20 protein-coding genes and 1 tRNA gene are annotated in these 18,191 nt (G+C 62.6%); 7 read left to right on the forward strand and 14 right to left on the reverse strand.

The features are described from left to right. Nucleotides 1–28: 28 nt before the first annotated feature. From M1D43_RS14430 to rplU, 7 genes are all read right to left on the reverse strand, one after another. Nucleotides 29–1,312, reverse strand: coding sequence for a glutamate-5-semialdehyde dehydrogenase (locus M1D43_RS14430; protein WP_153313644.1), 1,284 nt, complete (start codon nt 1,310–1,312; stop codon nt 29–31). Further along, nucleotides 1,305–2,486 (reverse strand): glutamate 5-kinase, encoded by a 1,182-nt coding sequence (gene proB / locus M1D43_RS14435; RefSeq protein ID WP_107608521.1) that lies wholly within the window; start codon nt 2,484–2,486, stop codon nt 1,305–1,307. Before proB ends, M1D43_RS14430 begins: the two co-directional genes overlap by 8 nt. Nucleotides 2,487–2,488: 2 nt before the next feature. Next, a complete protein-coding gene (obgE, locus tag M1D43_RS14440; RefSeq protein WP_003531226.1) occupies nt 2,489–3,499 on the reverse strand; it encodes a GTPase ObgE in 1,011 nt (336 codons plus the stop codon). Nucleotides 3,500–3,676: 177 nt separating this feature from the next. Continuing rightward, the gene (locus M1D43_RS14445) at nt 3,677–4,264 is read right to left on the reverse strand and encodes a GNAT family N-acetyltransferase (protein WP_027992459.1); all 588 of its coding nucleotides are present in this window, start codon (nt 4,262–4,264) and stop codon (nt 3,677–3,679) included. Further along, nucleotides 4,261–4,893, reverse strand: coding sequence for a GNAT family N-acetyltransferase (locus M1D43_RS14450; RefSeq protein ID WP_003531222.1), 633 nt, complete (start codon nt 4,891–4,893; stop codon nt 4,261–4,263). Before M1D43_RS14450 ends, M1D43_RS14445 begins: the two co-directional genes overlap by 4 nt. A gap of 130 nt (nt 4,894–5,023) precedes the next feature. Further along, nucleotides 5,024–5,293, reverse strand: coding sequence for a 50S ribosomal protein L27 (rpmA, locus tag M1D43_RS14455; protein ID WP_003531206.1), 270 nt, complete (start codon nt 5,291–5,293; stop codon nt 5,024–5,026). 33 nt (nt 5,294–5,326) lie between these two features. Then, complete coding sequence (rplU, locus tag M1D43_RS14460; RefSeq protein WP_003531204.1) at nt 5,327–5,698, reverse strand: 50S ribosomal protein L21; 372 nt, start codon at nt 5,696–5,698, stop codon at nt 5,327–5,329. A 301-nt stretch (nt 5,699–5,999) separates the two neighbouring features. Here rplU and M1D43_RS14465 point away from each other — a divergent pair. Next, nucleotides 6,000–6,089, forward strand: a tRNA-Ser gene (locus M1D43_RS14465). A 71-nt stretch (nt 6,090–6,160) separates the two neighbouring features. Here the strand turns inward: M1D43_RS14465 and M1D43_RS14470 are convergent. From M1D43_RS14470 to M1D43_RS14485, 4 genes are all read right to left on the reverse strand, one after another. Continuing rightward, nucleotides 6,161–6,796, reverse strand: coding sequence for a hypothetical protein (locus M1D43_RS14470; protein WP_153313643.1), 636 nt, complete (start codon nt 6,794–6,796; stop codon nt 6,161–6,163). Nucleotides 6,797–6,838: 42 nt separating this feature from the next. Beyond that, on the reverse strand, nt 6,839–7,564 hold the full coding sequence (locus tag M1D43_RS14475; RefSeq protein ID WP_234889468.1) for a DUF6998 domain-containing protein: 726 nt from the start codon (nt 7,562–7,564) through the stop codon (nt 6,839–6,841). A gap of 8 nt (nt 7,565–7,572) precedes the next feature. Further along, a complete protein-coding gene (locus tag M1D43_RS14480) occupies nt 7,573–8,865 on the reverse strand; it encodes a PAN domain-containing protein (RefSeq protein ID WP_234889467.1) in 1,293 nt (430 codons plus the stop codon). Between the two features lie 303 nt (nt 8,866–9,168). Next, nucleotides 9,169–9,672, reverse strand: a complete 504-nt coding sequence (locus tag M1D43_RS14485; RefSeq protein ID WP_153313641.1) for a hypothetical protein — start codon at nt 9,670–9,672, stop codon at nt 9,169–9,171. A gap of 269 nt (nt 9,673–9,941) precedes the next feature. Between M1D43_RS14485 and M1D43_RS14490 the strand changes: the two genes are divergently transcribed. Then, nucleotides 9,942–10,103, forward strand: coding sequence for a hypothetical protein (locus M1D43_RS14490; protein WP_153313640.1), 162 nt, complete (start codon nt 9,942–9,944; stop codon nt 10,101–10,103). A gap of 61 nt (nt 10,104–10,164) precedes the next feature. On the opposite strand, the gene M1D43_RS14495 is transcribed toward M1D43_RS14490, so the two are convergent. Beyond that, nucleotides 10,165–11,472 (reverse strand): amidase, encoded by a 1,308-nt coding sequence (locus M1D43_RS14495; RefSeq protein ID WP_027992443.1) that lies wholly within the window; start codon nt 11,470–11,472, stop codon nt 10,165–10,167. A gap of 125 nt (nt 11,473–11,597) precedes the next feature. Here M1D43_RS14495 and M1D43_RS14500 point away from each other — a divergent pair, with 125 nt between their 5' ends. The 4 genes from M1D43_RS14500 (at nt 11,598) to M1D43_RS14515 (ending at nt 16,350) form a co-directional block, all read left to right on the forward strand. Then, nucleotides 11,598–11,819: a KTSC domain-containing protein gene (locus M1D43_RS14500; RefSeq protein WP_003531190.1), complete on the forward strand. Its 222-nt coding sequence runs from the start codon at nt 11,598–11,600 to the stop codon at nt 11,817–11,819. A gap of 156 nt (nt 11,820–11,975) precedes the next feature. Further along, on the forward strand, nt 11,976–13,538 hold the full coding sequence (locus tag M1D43_RS14505; protein ID WP_153313639.1) for an alkaline phosphatase D family protein: 1,563 nt from the start codon (nt 11,976–11,978) through the stop codon (nt 13,536–13,538). Between the two features lie 135 nt (nt 13,539–13,673). After that, the gene (typA, locus tag M1D43_RS14510; protein ID WP_010970399.1) at nt 13,674–15,500 is read left to right on the forward strand and encodes a translational GTPase TypA; all 1,827 of its coding nucleotides are present in this window, start codon (nt 13,674–13,676) and stop codon (nt 15,498–15,500) included. Between the two features lie 343 nt (nt 15,501–15,843). Further along, nucleotides 15,844–16,350, forward strand: coding sequence for a GNAT family N-acetyltransferase (locus M1D43_RS14515; RefSeq protein WP_003531187.1), 507 nt, complete (start codon nt 15,844–15,846; stop codon nt 16,348–16,350). A gap of 46 nt (nt 16,351–16,396) precedes the next feature. On the opposite strand, the gene M1D43_RS14520 is transcribed toward M1D43_RS14515, so the two are convergent. Continuing rightward, complete coding sequence (locus M1D43_RS14520) at nt 16,397–16,999, reverse strand: hypothetical protein (RefSeq protein WP_003531186.1); 603 nt, start codon at nt 16,997–16,999, stop codon at nt 16,397–16,399. A gap of 157 nt (nt 17,000–17,156) precedes the next feature. Here M1D43_RS14520 and ppa point away from each other — a divergent pair, with 157 nt between their 5' ends. Then, entirely contained in the window at nt 17,157–17,690 is a 534-nt protein-coding gene (ppa, locus tag M1D43_RS14525; RefSeq protein ID WP_003531185.1) for an inorganic diphosphatase, read from the forward strand. Between the two features lie 143 nt (nt 17,691–17,833). On the opposite strand, the gene M1D43_RS14530 is transcribed toward ppa, so the two are convergent. After that, nucleotides 17,834–18,127 (reverse strand): YggT family protein, encoded by a 294-nt coding sequence (locus M1D43_RS14530; protein ID WP_003531184.1) that lies wholly within the window; start codon nt 18,125–18,127, stop codon nt 17,834–17,836. Nucleotides 18,128–18,191 lie beyond the last annotated feature (64 nt).

Raw genomic sequence — 18,191 nt, forward strand, 5'->3', positions numbered from 1 at the left:
TAGCGCGCATTCACTTCGCTCGGTGTCGTCAGGGCCGCACCTGTCCGGTGCCGCGCACACGATACTTGAACGAGGTCAGCTGCTCGACGCCGACGGGCCCGCGGGCGTGCATCTTGCCGGTGGCGATGCCGATCTCGCCGCCCATGCCGAACTCGCCGCCGTCGGCGAACTGCGTCGAGGCATTGTGCAGCAGGATCGCCGAGTCGATCTCGGAGAAGAATCGCTCGACCACCGCAGGGTCCTCGGCGATCACGGCTTCGGTATGGGCGGACGACCAGGTGTTGATGTGCTCGATCGCGCCGGAAATGCCGTCGACCAATCTCGCCGAAATGATCGCGTCGAGATATTCGGTCGCCCAATCCTCGTCGGTCGCAGCTTTCAGGCCGGGCATTACACTTGCGAGGTCATCGGAGGCGCGCACCTCGCAGCCGGCATCGACGAGCGCCTCAAGGAGGGGCTTTGCGAATCTCTCGGCGGCGTTGCGGTCTATCAGCAGCGTCTCGGCGGCGCCGCAGATGCCGGTCCGGCGCATCTTCGCATTGACGACGATCTTCTTCGCCATGTCGCGATCGGCCGACGCATCGACATAGATGTGGCAGAGACCTTCGAGATGGGCGAAGACCGGCACCCGCGCCTCGTTCTGGACGCGCGCGACCAGGCTCTTTCCGCCGCGCGGCACGATCACGTCGATCGCGCCGTTCAAGCCGGTGAGCATGGCGCCGACGGCAGCACGGTCGGCGACCGGCACCATCTGGATCGCATCTTCCGGCAGGCCCGCGGCCTTCAATCCCTCGGTCAGGCAGGCATGGATCGCCCGCGACGAGTGAAAGCTGTCGGAGCCGCCGCGCAGGATCACCGCATTACCGGCTTTGAGGCAGAGCGCGCCGGCGTCCGCCGTGACGTTCGGACGGCTTTCATAGATGACGCCGATGACGCCCAGGGGCGTGCGCACCCGTTCGATGTGGAGCCCGTTCGGGCGGTCCCATTCGGAGATCACCTCGCCGACGGGGTCCCTGAGTTCGGCGATCGCGCGGATGCCGTCCGCCATGTCGCGGATGCGGCTTTCCGTCAGCGTCAGCCGGTCGATGAAGGCGCTGGCGACGCCGCTTTCGCGCGCGTTTTCGAGGTCGAGCGCATTGGCGGCAAGGATTTCCGCGGTCCGTGCGACGATGACGCCTGCCATGGCGACGAGTGCCGCATGCTTGCGCTCGGCGCTTGCGGTCGCGAGCGGCCGGGCGGCCGCTTTGGCGCGGCGTCCGATCTCCAGCATCATCGCGTTGACGTCCTTGTCCTTTTCCACCGTCTCAAGCATGGAGCTTGCCCTTTCCCTCGTCGCTTTCCTCTACAAGGCGCGCGCCCGATGGAGCCGTCATGACCAGATCGTCGCGATGCACCATGGCGGTGCGGCCGGCATAGCCGAGGATGGCGGCGATCTCGGCCGACTTCTTGCCGGCGATCTGGCGCGCCTCGTCGGCATCGTAGCCGGCAAGTCCGCGGGCGATCTCGCGGCCGGAAGCGCCGATTATCGCAATCGTATCGCCGCGGCTGAAGCTTCCCGTCACCTGCCGGACGCCGGCCGGCAGCAGGCTCTTGCCGGAACGCAGCGCCGTTTCCGCTCCGGCATCGATCGAGAGCGAACCGGCCGGCAGGAGCTGTCCGGCGATCCAGGTCTTGCGGGCGGTCACCGGAGAGCCTGATGGCGCGAACCAGGACGAGCGCGCGCCCGCCTCGATCGCGGCCAGCGGATGATCCGGCTTGCCGGAGGCGATGATCATCGCGCAGCCGGCAGTGGTTGCGATCTTGCCGGCGTCGATCTTGGTGCGCATGCCGCCGCGCGAAAGCTCGGAGGCAGCGCCGCCCGCCATTGCCTCGATTTCGGGCGTGATTTCGGCGACCGTTTCGAGGAAACGGGCGTTCGGATCGAGATGCGGCGGCGCGGTATAGAGCCCATCGATATCCGAGAGCAGGACCAGGAGATCGGCGCCGACCATGGTTGCGACCCTCGCTGCGAGCCGGTCGTTGTCGCCATAGCGGATTTCTGTGGTCGCGACCGTGTCGTTCTCGTTGATGATCGGCACCGAGCCGAGCTTCAGAAGCTGGCCGATCGTCGCGCGGGCATTGAGGTAGCGCCGGCGCTCCTCGGTGTCGCCCAGCGTCAGGAGGATCTGGCCGGCGACGATCGCATGGGTCGAGAGGCTCTCCGACCAGGCACGCGCCAGCACGATCTGGCCGACGGCGGCGGCCGCCTGGCTCTCTTCGAGTTTCAGCGCACCCGCCGGCAGGTCGAGCACCGTGCGTCCAAGCGCAATCGCTCCCGAGGAGACGACGAGCACTTCCACGCCCTTGGCCCTGAGGGCCGCAATGTCGGAGCAGAGCGCGTCGAGCCAGCTCTTCTTCAGCCCCGTCTTGCGGTCGACGAGGAGTGCCGAGCCGATCTTGATGACGACCCGGCGGTAATTCTCGAGCGCTTTGCGGGCCTTGGTCATGCTTAAGCTTCCTCTTCGCCCGCCTTGGCCGCGGCGATGACGCTGCGCAATGCTCTCAGCGCCTCCGTCATACCCTTGTTGGTCACGGCGGAGATGAGGAGCGGCGGCGTGCCGCAGGCTTTTCCGAGCGCCTTGGCCTTCGCCTTCAATTCCTCCTCGTCAAGCACGTCGATCTGCGACAGAGCTACGATCTGGGGCTTCTCCTCGAGCCCGCCGCCATAGGCCTCGAGCTCGTGCTTCACGGTCTTGTAGGCCTTGGCGACATCCTCTTCCTGCGCGGAGACGAGATGCAGCAGCACCCGGGTGCGCTCGACATGGCCGAGAAAGCGGTCGCCGATGCCCACGCCCTCATGCGCCCCTTCGATCAGCCCCGGAATGTCGGCGATGATGAATTCCTTTTCATCGATGGTCGCAACGCCGAGATTGGGATGCAGCGTCGTGAAGGGATAATTGGCGATCTTCGGCCGAGCCCGGGTGCAGGCGGCGAGAAAGGTCGACTTGCCGGCATTCGGCAGGCCGACGAGACCGGCATCGGCAATCAGCTTCAGCCGCAGCCAGATCGTCTTCTCCTCGCCCTCGAGGCCCGGATTGGCCCAGCTCGGCGCCTGGTTGGTGGAGGACTTGAAATGCGCGTTGCCGAAGCCGCCATTGCCGCCGGCGGCGAGCCGGTAGCGCTGCCCTTCCGCCACCATGTCGACGATCAGCGTCTCGTTGTCTTCCTCGAAGATCTGGGTGCCGACCGGCACCTTCAGCGTCACGTCGCCGCCCTTTGCGCCGGTGCGGTTGCGGCCCATGCCGTGCGTGCCGGTCTTGGCCTTGAAATGCTGCTGATAGCGGAAGTCGATGAGCGTATTGAGGCCGTTGACGGCTTCCACCCAGACATCGCCGCCGCGGCCGCCGTCGCCGCCGTCGGGGCCGCCGAACTCGATGAACTTCTCGCGGCGGAAGGAAACGGCGCCCGCGCCGCCATCCCCTGACCGGATATAGACTTTCGTTTCGTCGAGGAATTTCATCGGTTCGCCATTTCTGCGTGATCGCTTCAAGTTGAGGACGGAATGCGGGGCAGCCCGCGCACGTTCCCGATCCCGCTCTGCTTTTGCGCCATCGATATAGGCGCTTCCGGCAGAGGTCAAAGATTATCGACATGAAGAACCCCGCCAGGAGCGGTACTGGCGGGGTTCCGTATCCGTTCAGTCCGGGCGGCGCAGGTCCTCGGCCGCAAGCCGGGTTTCGATATGCGCGACCATCGCATTGCGGGCGAGCGCATAGATCTGGCTGCAGCCGGTTATCCGGAAGCCGAGCTTCTCCTGCACCTTGAGCGAGGCCGGATTGTCGGCGAAGACGCCCGAATGCAGCACCGTTTCCGGCATGCGGCGGAAGAAGCGTTCGACCGCGGCATGGACCGCCTCGCTCGCCAGCCCCTTGCCCCAGTAGAACCGGTTCAGCCAGTAGCCGACATGCCATTGGCCGTGCCGGAGCTCGATGCCGATGCAGCCGATATGGACGTCGTCGCCCGGGGTGGTGATGGCGAGCGTCCAGTCCGGCAGCATATCGGCCGTCTGGCGGTTGAGCCAGTCGAGCGCATCCTGGTGGTGGTAGGGCGCCGGAACGCGCGAAAGCATCCGCGCCACCTGGAAGTCGCCGAGCGACTCGGCGATGGCCGCCGCATCGGAAAGCCGGTGCGGCCGCAGCCGCAGCCGTTCCGTTTCGATGACCGGAGCCGGGCCGGGGCCGGGGCGGGCGACGGCCCGGGCGCGCTCCGTGACCGGTGCGTTCATCGGACACCTCCCCAGCTTCTTAAGGAGACCCAGGTCTTGCGGTCGAGCCTGTACCATTCGACCGGGACCATGCCGCCGAGCGCCAGGCTGCCGACCATGCCGGAACCCTGGAACTGGAAGCCGCACTTCTGGATGACCCGGCGCGACGCGATGTTCATGACCCGGCAGCGCGCATCGATCTGGTCGATGTCGCGGGTGCGGAAGGCCATGTCGGTCAGGGTCTGTGCCGCCTCGGTCGCATAGCCCTGGTTCCAGTAGGGCTCGCCCAGCCAATAGCCGAGCTCGACGGTCCTTTCGTCGGCGTGCGGCTCGACACCGCAGCAGCCGAGGAATGCCCCATTGTCCGCTTTCGTGATCGCGTAGACGCACTTGCCAATCGTGCCGGCTTTTGCGCGTCGCACGAAATCGGCCGCATCCGCCGTCGTATAGGGGTGCGGCATGCGCGAGACCATGGTGGCGATGTTGGCATTGTTGGCAAGATGGGCAAGGGCGTCGATATCGTCTTCATGGGGCGCGCGCAAAACGAGCCTGGGCGATAACAATATCGGGCAATCGGTCCTTGACCGCTGAGGCCTCAGCCTTTGTTCGGGAGACCGGGATTGGTCTTCCCTGACGAGCTCGGTTTGCATGGTTCTTCCTCCAGACATGCGAAAAGGGGAGTTGGGTATCGCCCCATCTCCCCTTTGAAGTCTGGCTTTTGAACCTTGCGGTGCGTCAGCCGGGTCGATGAGACGCCGGCTGTTTTAGAGCGCTACCGGCTTATTCCGCTGCTTCGGCTTTCGGCATTACAGACACGTAGACTCGGCCGTTGGCCTTCTTGCGGAAGTCCACATTGCCCGTCGTAAGCGCAAAAATCGTATGGTCCTTGCCGAGGCCTACATTGGCGCCGGCATGCCACTTCGTGCCGCGCTGGCGCACGATGATGTTGCCTGGAATGACGGCTTCGCCGCCGAACTTCTTCACGCCAAGGCGCTTGGACTCGGAATCGCGACCGTTACGCGACGAACCGCCAGCTTTCTTGTGTGCCATTGGTGTTCTCCTTTAAACCTTCGATCCCGGAACTCAGTTTGCAGCTTCAGCGGCGGCTTCGGTCTTCTTCGAAGCCTTCTTCGCCTTGCCGCCGGCGGCAGCGATGTCCAGGATACGGACGATCGTCTGATGCTGGCGATGGCCGCGCGAGCGCTTGGAGTTCTGGCGGCGGCGCTTCTTGAAGGCGATGACCTTCTTGGCGCGGCCCTGGTCCACAACTTCGGCGCTGACGACGGCACCTTCGACAAACGGAGCACCGATGGTGGCATCGGCGCCGACGCCGACCATCAGGATCTCGGTGAATTCGATCTTGTCGCCAGCAACGCCTTCCAGCTTTTCGATGGTAATGACGTCATTGGCCGCCACGCGGTACTGCTTACCGCCGGTCTTGATGACTGCGAACATATTTTGTCCTTTCATGTTCGGTCCGGCTCTTTGCCCGAAGACAAGGCCGTCTTTTTGTCAGTCGCTAACGTGGAGCGAAGCGCCTCGGAAATCCTCGACCTTCGCCAGTGAACGGGCACAACACTTACCCGGCGCGGCGGAGGCTAAGCCCACACCACCTCATGGCGCGGATTACGGGAACGGCCCTTGCTTGTCAAGGCGAAAGCCACCATATCGCAGATATTCTTATCGGAAGCCCTTGCCAGCGGCAGAAACTGCCGCTATGAACCGGCCGCGCTTGAACAGCGCCAACCGGCCCCGCGGAGAGGTGGCAGAGTGGTTGAATGCACCGCACTCGAAATGCGGCATGGGTGCAAGCCCATCGGGGGTTCGAATCCCCCCCTCTCCGCCATAAACCTCAACATCTTCGGATGCGGAAGGCGGCTCAAGTCGACCTGAATCGCGGCAACTTGTCGGCATCTTTCATCGCAGGGCCACGACCTCGGCACTAAACGGGTCTGCGCCGCAGTATTCCACGGCTCCGGTCGCTGAAACGAGCGCGATGTTAATGCCGGCCCGATTCGCTCGGGGTGCCATCTTGATCGCGAGATCGCGCGTTGTGTTTGTCAATGGCGCCACTGCAATGTTGACCTCACCTACCCCTGATCTAGTGAGAAGTTGACCGGCCGCCTCGTGCAGTCCTTTCCGCAGACGAGAGACCTGTCCCGCGTGTCTTGTATTGACGATGCCGCCCTTGCATTCGGCAACAATCGGGTGACCTCCGATCGTGGCAACGACATCGCCCTGGCCCGGCTTCACATGGACCTCAACCACCAAGTTGCCGTTCAGATACCGACCAGCGTAGCTTGTCGTTCCCCAGCCTTCCCGCCACGTGAAGCCGTGTGTCGCCAGCCAAGCTTGGATCTCGAACCGTTTACCGTGTTCGCCATCTGGGTGGATGGATACCTTTTGAGCGCCGTGTTTGAATAAGTGCATCGCAAATGCGAGCATCACGGCAGCTTCGCTCATATGATGCTCGACGCCACCCTCGGCTTTGGCCAGCCGTTTCTCCGGCGGCTCCATGACCAGTATGAGATTTTGCAACTCTGAGAAGCGCATAGAATTCCCTCGCTATTCGTGACGGTGGCGACGATCGCAAGCTCAAAGCGCGCTGGCCGGGCTGGTCATAGTGGTCGCCGGGCTGCTCCTGGCGTTCAGCGCACGAATGACATCCGTTCCAAGCTGCTGGGTGTTCTTCAATCCACCCTTCGAGTTGAACAGATCCACACCCACCTCGGTTGCTATTGGTCGCAACACCTCCTTGACTACGCCCGCCTGCACTTCCCCGTGGCGACGAATACGTATCGCGCCGCTTTCGTATTGAACGATCTCGAGGTCGGCGTAGGCGGCACGAGCGGTGATTTCCAAATCTTCGACTGGCCGCTCTTCCCGATTCCCCCGAACGATCGAATAGATAAACTTGCCGTTTCGGGATCGCATGAGCGTCTGTCCGTCATTCGCCGGGATGTCGAGCAGTTCCTCGACCGAGACACCCTTCTCATCATCGACGTTTACCCGGAGCACCATGATGCGATCAACGTGGTGGAAAGTGTTCTGATTGAAACTGACGTGGTTGGAGGTCGTGACCGTCTTGACTGAAACTCGCTCATTAGACGCTGAAACGACGTCGTATCCGTGCTGATTTGTATCGAGCGCCATCTGCCCGCGCGTGATCATCGCGGCGTAGAGCTCGCCGATACGTCCGGTCAAATGATTGAGTTCGCCTGGACTTACTCCCCAACTTACCTCCTTTTCGAACCAGGAGAGGGCTTCAGCGAGTGACTGGATAATCTGAACCTGGGTGAGGGTAGGGCGGTCGGAATTCACTTCATTCCTCAATCAAGGCTCAAGACTCGTGCTGGTGAAAATGTTTCGAGCGTCTTAAGCCCGCTGACCATGTTTCTTCCAAACATTGGTTTTCCGATCGCTGCTTTAAGCCAGCACTCCTTTTTTGCCTTGATGTAGGTAAAGGCAACGCATTGCGCCTCATCTACGCAGGCCAGTCTGCAATCGAGAGGCGTTCTCGCCGACCGGTGCGGATATCGCGAAAGATCACCACCAGGCAAATCGACGTCGTTGAAGAGAGCACTTTGCGGATCAATGGTTCCCAGGGTGAATGTCGGTGGATCGGGATCGGCGCCGCTGAGAAAGCGACCGGAGAACGCCACGCTATTGCCGTCGGCCCTGCCAGCGCTCGCCTTTAGGAAACAGTTCGGCCCCTTCCGGATTTTTGGATCGGTGTTGAAGGTAAAGGCCTTGCACTGCCCGTTCATCAGTAGACAGCCTTTTGCGCACGCCGCCGCGTCGTCGACTCGGATCGACGAGATATCGTCACCGAAAAGATCCAGGCCGGTGTAGATTGCGATCCTATTCGGGCGCTTTGTGAACTCCTCGATAGGGGACAACTTCGTCTGAGGACTAAGACCTGCCTGCAGAGAACTAGATGTCGTCGAGTCGGACGTGGACACCCCTGGCATCGCCTTGGTGGACAATTGATCCGCACTTGCCGCGCCGCCGCTCGAGGTTGCGGGAACGTTGACGACGGTCGGTGTCTTATTGTCTCCAGACCGATTTAGGCCATATCGGGTGATCTCGTCCTGGCTGAACACATGCATGTCGTCAGGCGGCGTCTTGAGCATGACGTGCATCACGTCCATCGGCGTGTCGAAGCGATTCAGAACTTCGATGATGTCCGAGATTGCGAGCTGCGCGCCGACGAGGTTCGGGGAGTCTGAAGATAACTGATGAACACCGAGCTCTCCGTCGACTTTGCGCTCTTTACCGGCCAGGAAGACGAAGGAACATGCTGAATAGCATTTACTTTCTTTGGGGATATACGTTGCGAGTTTTCGCTGATGGATATCGTCGGCGATCAGCAGCCCCATCTGCACGTCGCCACCGGGGCTATTAAGTGTGATCAGCTTGGCATTCGGAGCAGCCTGGAGCGCACGCCGGAAGTTCAGCGCTGAGCCCGCATCAAGCAAGCCGTTCAGCGTGATGAGTTCTGGTTTTGTGCTGTCGACTAGGAACGGGCCGAATGTCTGATCTTCGGCAAACGATTCAGTCGCGGCCGCAACAAGCAGTATGGCGAAAACGCCCATGACGGCAGAACGAAGTGTCTTACGCATACGTAGCCCCTCAGCCCGTTCATGAAACTACAACTGGCGCTTGATGACAAGGATGGCGGGCGTCAAGCGTTACGAGCAGTTAATGTCTGCGTGCCGGGATAATCCTAGGCTTTTCCCCAGGCGGCCTACGCGTGATCGACAACATCCCTTTGGAGATCATGATGGCGACGACCCGCTAGCTCGGGGAGTCTCGCAACAACTGCTTCTCGACACGGTTGTTATCCGCCGCAGACCTGGAAGTCATCGTCGCAGCGCCGCTGCCGGATGCTGGCGCCATCTTGACGTCAGTCTGGAAGGGCCGCATCACTCCCCCGCATTCCTCCTGAGCCACACCCCCAACCCCGCGATCACCGACAGCCTCAAGCTGGCGTTGCGCGTCAGCGCCCGGGCAAGCGGGCGGCCGTCGGGTGGGAAGCCCAGTTCGGCCATCACGTCGTCAGGTTTCAGCCGGCGCCGGGCCATTATCGTTCTGATCTCGGCGATTGCCGAGGGAAGCAGGTAGCGGCCGCTGGCGATCGGGGTTTCGGCGGGCTGCGGGCCGGCATCGGGCGGGGCGGCGGCGGGCGCGGGCAGCGTGCCTTTGGTTTTGAGCCAGGCGAGGGAGCTTTCGCGTTCGGCATCGTTTGCCTTCGCCCAGGAGTTCTTGAGCTTCTCCAGCCGGCTGCGCTCCGGCTTCAGGCCGGCGAGGACCAGCGCCTGGCGCAGCGACGGGATCTTGCCGGCGGCGAGGGCGGCGTGGATTTCCGGAAATTCGGCCTTGAGGCGGTGCAGGTCGGGGGCGTCGTCGCCTTTGGTTTTCTTCGCCATCTTGGCTCCGCTTGTGACTCTCCCGGGCGGTCTAGAGCATTTCAACGTTTCATAGAAACACTGAAATGCTCTAACGGATCCAACGCAGTTTCGGACGGAAAACCGTTACACACTTTCCTGGAAGCGCTCCAGCGCGCCGGGGGCGAGCGAAATATCCGGTGTCCGCTGCCCCTTCGTTTGAAAGCCGGTCTCGCTCCAGTTCTGCACAAGTCAGCCTTTCTAACGTCGCCGGACAGCCGTAATGAATGCGGCGAAGGAAGGACGATTCGATGTCTGACGATTTTGAGCGCTACAGCGACCCGCAGGATGCGACCGTGGCCCTGTACCTCATGAACAATGACGGCGGCGAGCTGACCGACGTGCTGGTCGCTGCGCTCGAAGACGCGTTCCGGATTCTCAAAGAGGAATGGCCGAGCCGGTCGATGCATTGAGGCATTGCCGGTAAAGCCTGTCCCTCGAACGGCCATCCGGCGCGAGGGAACGCGAAGCCGTTCACCCGTTCTTCAGCAGATCCTCCATTGCGGCCGCAGCACCAAGCAGCATCGCGTCCGCGCCGTGCCGGCCCATCAGCATCAGCCCCGCCGGCCGGCTCGTGCCTGCCATCGGCAGGCTTATTGCGGTCAGGTCGAACTGGTTGGCGACCTGGGTGTTGCGCAGCAGCAGGTCCTCCACGCGGCGGTATTCGGCCCTGTCCTCCTCGACCGAGGCGATGCTGACGGCGGGGATGGGTGTGGTCGGCAGCAGCGTGAGATCGAAGGGTGCCAGCCGCTCGTCCATGGCGCGCATGAGCTCTTGCCGCGTCCGCAGCAGGTCCTCGATCGCGGCGTCGGGGACCGTGAGCCGGCGGCGCAATGTGGATCTTACGCGGATGTCGACCGGCGCATTGTCGTCCAGGAGCCAGTCCGCGTGCACACGGCTTGCCTCGAGGCCAGCAAGCGAACCGATCGCGGTTGCCTCGGCGAAGCGGGCGAGGAGATCGTCGATCCCGCATGCGGCGAGTTTCGCACCCGCGCGGGAGAACGCTTGCAGGCTTCTTTCGAAAGCCGCCGCAATTTCCGGCGCAAGCCCTTCGAGAAGAGCGCCTTCGGGGATGCCGAGTTTAAGGCCGGCGAGCGGCATGGGCTCGAGCGGTCTCGGCGTATCGCCGGCCATGACCGCGTCGGCGGCCGCGCAACCGGCGACCGTGCGCGCAAGCGGGCCGATCGAATCGAGGCTGGGGGACAGGGGAAAGGCGCCTTCCAGAGATATGCGGCGGGCGGTGGGCTTGAAGCCGACGAGGCCCTGCAGGGCGGCCGGAATGCGCACCGAGCCGCCGCTGTCGGAGCCGATGGCGATCTCGCTCGTGCCCTCCGCCGCCGAGACGGCGGCGCCCGAGGAGGAACCGCCGGGAATGAGGCTCGGGTCGATAGCGTTGCCGGGCACCGGGTAATGCGGATTGAGGCCGACGGCGGTAAAGGCGAATTCCGTCATGTGAGACTTGCCGATGATGACGGCGCCGGCCGCGCGAAGGCGCCGGACGATCGCCGCGTCCGCTGTTGCCGGAGGCGCCGCGCGGCGGATGATGGAGCCCGCAAGCGTCGGCTCGCCCGCGATGTCGAAGAGGTCCTTGATGGAGACGATCCGCCCGTCGAGGGGCCCGAGGCTTTTGCCCTCGCGCCGCCTCCCGTCGGCAGCGTCCGCTTCCGCGCGGGCTGTCTCGGGATAGAGCTTCACAAAAACGCGTTCACCGTTCCGCCGCCCGTCGAGGCGGGCGAGAACGGTTTCGAGGCGGTCGCGGGCGGGCGTATCTGACGGGGGCAAGGAAGGACCTCGTGAATTGCGGGCCAAGTCCGGAAGGAAGTCCTTGGAAGCGCTCCAATATTTAAAGGATCGCACGATTGATGTACAATAGGGGGCGATAGGGACAAGCAATCGGGAAGACGCCGATGCGAATTCTACGATCCTCCGCAATCCTCGACTCCTCCGCGATCCATGAGGTCAGATACGATGTACCGCGCCGGACGTTGAGCGTCTGGTTCCTCGGCAACCGCAGGCCCTATCATTACCTCGACGTTCCGGAAGAGGTTTACGAGGAACTGCTGCATGCGGATTCCGCCGGCAACTATTTCAATCGGCACATACGCCATCACTACGGGTTCCTGCATTAGGGATTGCCCCTTATCCGCCGGCAGGCAGCCCCCTTCACAGAACTGTCGCCAAACCGTCCGAATAGTTTCATCCGCCTGTAAAGCCGCTGACATCTGGCTCGCCAATGGTCCGCTCGCGAGAACCGACGATTCGCGAAACGGAACCGGAGGCAGGGATTGGCCGCTCTTCGAAACACCCTCACCAGGCGTTCTTTCCTCTTCTCCGCCGGCGCCGCCGGTCTTGTCGCTTCTTCCGGTCTCGCCACGCCGTTCTACGCGCGCGGCTACGGACGGCCGGAATTCGCCCATGGGGTACAGTCCGGCGACGTCGATACGGGCTCGGGGATGATCTGGACGCGGGTCGATCGGCCGGCGCGCGTTTCCGTCGAGTATTCGACCACGGAAAGCTTTTCGAATGCCGTCAGGCTTGCCGATATCGATGCGACGCCGCTGACCGACTGCGCCGTCAAGTGCCGGCTCGACAGTCTGCTGCCGGACCAGGACATCTTCTATCGCTTCATCGCGACCGATCTCTACGACGCCAATCGCGTCTCCGAACCGGTCGTCGGGCGCTTCCGGACGGCTCCCTTGCGCCGCCGCTCCGTGCGCTTCGTCTGGTCCGGCGACACGGCGGGGCAGGGCTGGGGCATCGACGAGGTCGGCATGAAGACCTATTCGACCATGCGGCTGCACGAGCCGGATTTCTTCATCCATTCCGGCGACACGATCTATGCCGACAATCCTATCCCCGACGAGATCAAGCTGCGCGACGGCGGCATGTGGAAGAACCGGATCGTCACGCCCGAGAAGCGAGACGTCGCGCGGACGCTCGAGGAATATCGCGGCCAGTGGAAATACAACCTGCTCGACGAGCATGTGCGGAGGCTCCATGCCGAATGTCCCACCTTCTATCAGTGGGACGACCACGAGGTCCTGAACAACTGGTCGGCCTCGACCGATCTCAGCGACGACCCGCGCTATCCGGAGAAGGATGTCGCCGTCTATGCCGCCCGCGCGGCCCGCGCGTTTCACGAGATGACGGCGATCCGCACGCTGCCGACGGAGCCCGGCCGCATTTTCCGCAAGATCGCCTATGGTCCGCTGCTCGACGTCTTCTTCGTGGATCTGCGCTCCTATCGCGGCCCCAACCAGGAAGAGGGGGGTGGCGGCCTCTTCGGCTGGCGGCAGGCGGACTGGCTGAAGCGCGAGCTTGCGGCGTCCAGCGCCACCTGGAAGGTGATCGCCTGCGACATGCCGGTCGGCCTCATCGTCTGGGACGACTATTCGGCAAGGCGCGGATCGGATGCCATCGCCGACGGCGACCATGGCGCGCCGAAGGGGCGCGAGAGCGAATTTGCGGATCTCCTGCGCTTCGTCCGCGACAATGCGATCGAGAACCTCGTCTGGCTGACGGCGGACGTGCATTACACGGCGGCGCATCACTACGATCCCTCGCGGGCCGCCTTCAAGGACTTCTCGCCGTTCTGGGAGTTCGTCTCCGGGCCGCTTCATTCCGGCACCTACGGGCCGAAGGAGCTCGACATGACCTTCGGCCCCGAGGTTCGCTTCATGAAGGCGTCCGGCGGAGGAATCGACAGCAACCTGCCGCCGTCGGCGGACCTTCAATTCTTCGGCATCGTCGATATCAGCGGCCAGACGCGGCAGATGACGGTGCGGCTGATGGACCGGCAGGATCAGGAACTCTGGCGGGTAACCCTCGATCCGGCGGTTTCCGCTTGAGCCGGCGGCGCCTCACGCAGGTCAGCCCTGCGCGCCGGCCCCCTTTCGCTTCCGGGAAAAAACCTGTATGAGCGCGGCAACTGAAAAGCGGTACCTGCCTCGTCGCGCGTGCCCACGAACTTTCCGAGACAAAAAATGAGCATTCGTAACATCGCGATCATCGCGCACGTCGACCATGGGAAAACCACGCTCGTCGACGAACTTCTGAAGCAGTCGGGCTCCTTCCGCGAAAACCAGCGCGTCGCCGAGCGCATGATGGATTCCAACGAACTGGAAAAGGAACGCGGCATCACCATCCTCGCCAAGGCGACTTCGGTCGAGTGGAAGGGTACGCGCATCAATATCGTCGACACCCCCGGCCACGCCGATTTCGGCGGTGAAGTCGAGCGTATTCTGTCGATGGTGGACGGCGCCATCGTTCTGGTCGACGCCGCCGAAGGCCCGATGCCGCAGACGAAATTCGTCGTCGGCAAGGCGCTCAAGGTCGGTCTTCGGCCGATCGTGGCGATCAACAAGATCGACCGACCCGATGCCCGTCACGAGGAAGTCATCAACGAGGTATTCGATCTCTTCGCGGCGCTCGATGCGACCGATGAGCAGCTCGACTTCCCGATTCTCTACGGTTCCGGCCGTAACGGCTGGATGAACGTCGCGCCGGAAGGTCCGCAGGATCAGGGCCTGGCACCGCTCCTCGATCTCGTTCTCGATCACGTTCCGGAGCCGAGCGTCGGCGAAGGTCCGTTCCGGATGATCGGCACCATTCTCGAGGCCAATCCCTTCCTCGGCCGCATCATCACCGGGCGCATTCATTCCGGTTCGATCAAGCCGAATCAGGCGGTCAAGGTCCTCGGGCAGGACGGCAAGGTGCTCGAGTCCGGGCGCATCTCCAAGATTCTTGCATTCCGCGGCATCGAGCGTCAGCCGATCGAGGAAGCCCATGCGGGCGACATCGTGGCGATCGCCGGCCTCTCCAAGGGCACCGTCGCCGACACGTTCTGTGATCCGGCCATCAACGAGCCGCTGAAGGCGCAGCCGATCGATCCGCCGACCGTCACCATGTCCTTCCTCGTCAACGATTCCCCGCTCGCCGGCACCGAAGGCGACAAGGTCACTTCGCGCGTCATCCGCGACCGTCTGTTCAAGGAAGCCGAGGGCAACGTCGCATTGAAGATCGAGGAATCCTCCGAGAAGGACTCGTTCTACGTGTCCGGCCGCGGCGAACTGCAGCTCGCGGTTCTGATCGAAACGATGCGCCGCGAAGGCTTCGAGCTCGCCGTCTCGCGTCCGCGCGTGGTCATGCACAAGGATGAGAACGGACAGCTCCTGGAGCCGATCGAAGAGGTCGTCATCGACGTCGACGAGGAGCATTCGGGCGTCGTCGTCCAGAAAATGTCCGAACGCAAGGCCGAAATGGCCGAGCTTCGTCCCTCCGGCGGCAACCGCGTCCGGCTGGTGTTCTTCGCGCCGACCCGCGGTCTCATCGGCTATCAGTCGGAGCTTCTGACCGATACGCGCGGCACGGCGATCATGAACCGCCTGTTCCACGACTACCAGCCCTATAAGGGTGAGATCGGCGGCCGCGTGAACGGTGTTCTGCTCTCGAACGACGCCGGCGAATCCGTGGCCTATGCGATGTTCAACCTCGAAGATCGCGGCCCGATGATCATCGACGCCGGCGAAAAGGTCTATGCGGGCATGATCATCGGCATCCACACGCGCGACAACGATCTGGAAGTCAACGTCCTCAAGGGCAAGAAGCTCACCAACATGCGCGCGTCCGGCAAGGACGAGGCGGTAAAGCTGACGCCGCCGATCCGCATGACGCTCGACCGGGCGCTGTCATGGATCCAGGACGACGAACTGGTCGAGGTCACGCCGAAGTCGATCCGGCTTCGCAAGATGTATCTCGATCCGAACGAGCGCAAGCGCTTCGAGAAGTCGCGGACGGCCGGCGCTGCTTAAGGGGCTAAAAGCGAGCCCCTCATCCCGCTGCCGCGACCTTCTCCCCGCATGCGGGGAGAAGGGGTATGCCGCGCCGCCTCCGTCCGCTCTCCCCGCGAGCGGGCTAGTCCTCGGGTTAAAGCCGAGGAGAGGGGCAAGTCCAACCTTCTGATTTCGTCGATCTACAAACCCCCGGAGCGATCCGGGGTTTTTGCTGTGTGTGCCTTTCGCGGGCGGCTTGCGGATAAAGTTAAAAAGGCGTTAACCTTGGGGCAGGTGCCGTTAAAGTTGCCTGTGGGTTAACGCCGCGCGACAGCCCGGCGGGATTCCTGTCCGCCGCGTCGTGTGATTAGAGTCGCAAGTCATGAAGACTGTTTCGATCGAGGTTCGGCCTGGGGAGCCGCATGAGGCGGCGGCAATCGCCGACGTGCATCGCGTTTCCTGGTTGCAGGCCTATGGCGGCATCATTCCGCACCGCCCCCTTGTCCGAATGGTCAATCGCCGCGACGAGACCTGGTGGCGCAAGGCCACGCGCGGACCGGCGACCCTTCTCGTCGTCGACGTCGCCGGCACGATAGCCGGCTATGCGACGCTGGGCCTGAGCCGGGCGCGGGCGCTGCCGCAGGAAGGCGAAATCTACGAGATATATCTCAGGCCCGAATATCAGGGCATCGGCCTCGGGCGTGTCCTCTTCGGCGAAGCAAAGAGCCTTCTGAAATCGCTCGGCTGCGAAGGGCTCGTCGTCTGGTGCCTGGAAGACAGTGCGAATGCCTATAATTTCTTCCATTCGGCGGGCGGTCGCGACATTGCCGAAGGCATGGAGGATTTCGGCGAGAAGCACCTGAAGAAGGTCGGCTTCGTCTGGAGTTGAGGAGTGCCGCAAGACGCCGTCATCGGTCCGGGCGTCTCGCAGAGCCTCATTTAGGCAGGAAGTGCATGGGTTCGCCCGCCTTCTCGCCGCGGTTTCCGTGATAGGATGCCTGGTCCGTGCCGCAGCGGAAGCTTGCGGCTCTTTCGTCGGCTATCCTGCGCGCCAGCGTGTTCGCATCGGCATTGGCGAGCGCGTCGACATAGCCGATGACGCAGCCGTCGCCGTCCTCCTTCTGCGCGACCTTCGAGATCACCAGAACCTGTCCCTCGAACGCCTTGGTGCTCCTGTCCGTCTGGGGATCCGGGTTCTCGATGATCCAGCGCAGGATGGCGGCGACCGGCTTCCCGTTGGCGTCGAGGCGCCATTCGACGGTCGTTTCGGCATGGTTGAAGGGACCGAAACTCTCGAAGCCGTTCTCCAGATAGCTTTGCCTGGCATGGCCGAAGAAGAAGCTCTGGCGCATATCGCTCTCGATGAAATGGACGGGATAGTCGCCTATGCCGGGACAAAGCATCTGCGACGAGGCGCCTTCCCACTCGCGCAGGAGCCGGCACTTGTCGCGGCTGGCGTCTGTGTAGGCGCTGTCATTGGCAAGTGCAGGCGCCGAGATCAGGGCGGCGGAAAGAAAATAGCGAAGTTTCGGGCGCATTGTCTCTCCTGCGAAGATAAATATCAGCCCTGCCCCTTTTTGGCCGCGCGGCGTGCCTACAGCAAATCCGCCCGCCCGGAACCAAAGTCATGTTGCATCGCGGCATGTTTCCCTTTATCCGACGGGACGACTTTTCAAACGACCCCTGGAGGTGCTCATGCGGATCGACGCGATTTCCATCGGAAAGAATCCACCGGAAGATGTCAATGTAATCGTGGAAGTCCCGGTCGGCGGGCATCCGATCAAGTACGAAATGGACAAGGAGGCCGGCACGCTGGTGGTCGATCGCTTCCTCTACACGCCGATGACCTATCCGGGCAATTACGGCTTCGTGCCGCACACGCTTTCCGACGACGGCGATCCGATCGACGTGCTGATCTGCAATACCCGTCCGCTGGTTCCGGGCTGCGTCATCAATGTCCGCCCGATCGGCGTGATGATGATGGAAGACAATTCCGGTCAGGACGAAAAGATCATCGCGGTCCCCTCCGCCCATCTGACCAAGCGCTACGACAAGGTGCACGATTACACCGACCTGCCGGAAATCACCCTCAAGCAGATCGAGCACTTCTTCGAGCACTACAAGGATCTGGAGCCCGGCAAGTGGGTGAAGATCTTCGGCTGGAAGGATGCCAGCATGGCCAAGCAGCTGATCCGGGAAGCGGTCGAGCGCGCCAAGACGAAGAAATAATCGTTTCGCTGTTTTACTGAGACATGAAAACCTCCGGCTCGGCCTCGATCCGGAGGTTTTTTGCGCTTTAGTCTAGATCACGATGATTTTAGGTGGAGTCGGCCTGCACGGGCGAAACCGCACACACTTTCCTCATTCCCGCTCTAACGCAGCAGCGCCGGAGCGATGGTGGTGTTCAGGAAGAGCTGGATGAAATAGAGGATCACCAGCACGACGAGCGGCGAAAGGTCGACGCCGCCCATGTCGGGCAGCACGCGGCGGATCGGCCGGTAGAGCGGCTCGGTCAACTGATAGAGCGAGCGGCCGATCATGTTGATCGCCTGATTGTTCACGTTGATCACGTTGAACGCATAGAGCCAGGAGAAGATGGCCGAGGCGATGATCAGGAACCACGCAATGTTGATGATGAAATTCAAAGTGCCGATGACAGCAAGCATGCCGGTCTCCAATTCGTTGTTGACAGACATGTAGACATTAGGAACTAAACGAGCAAGTACGCCG

The sequence above is a fragment of the Ensifer sp. R1-3 genome, assembly GCF_056739175.1.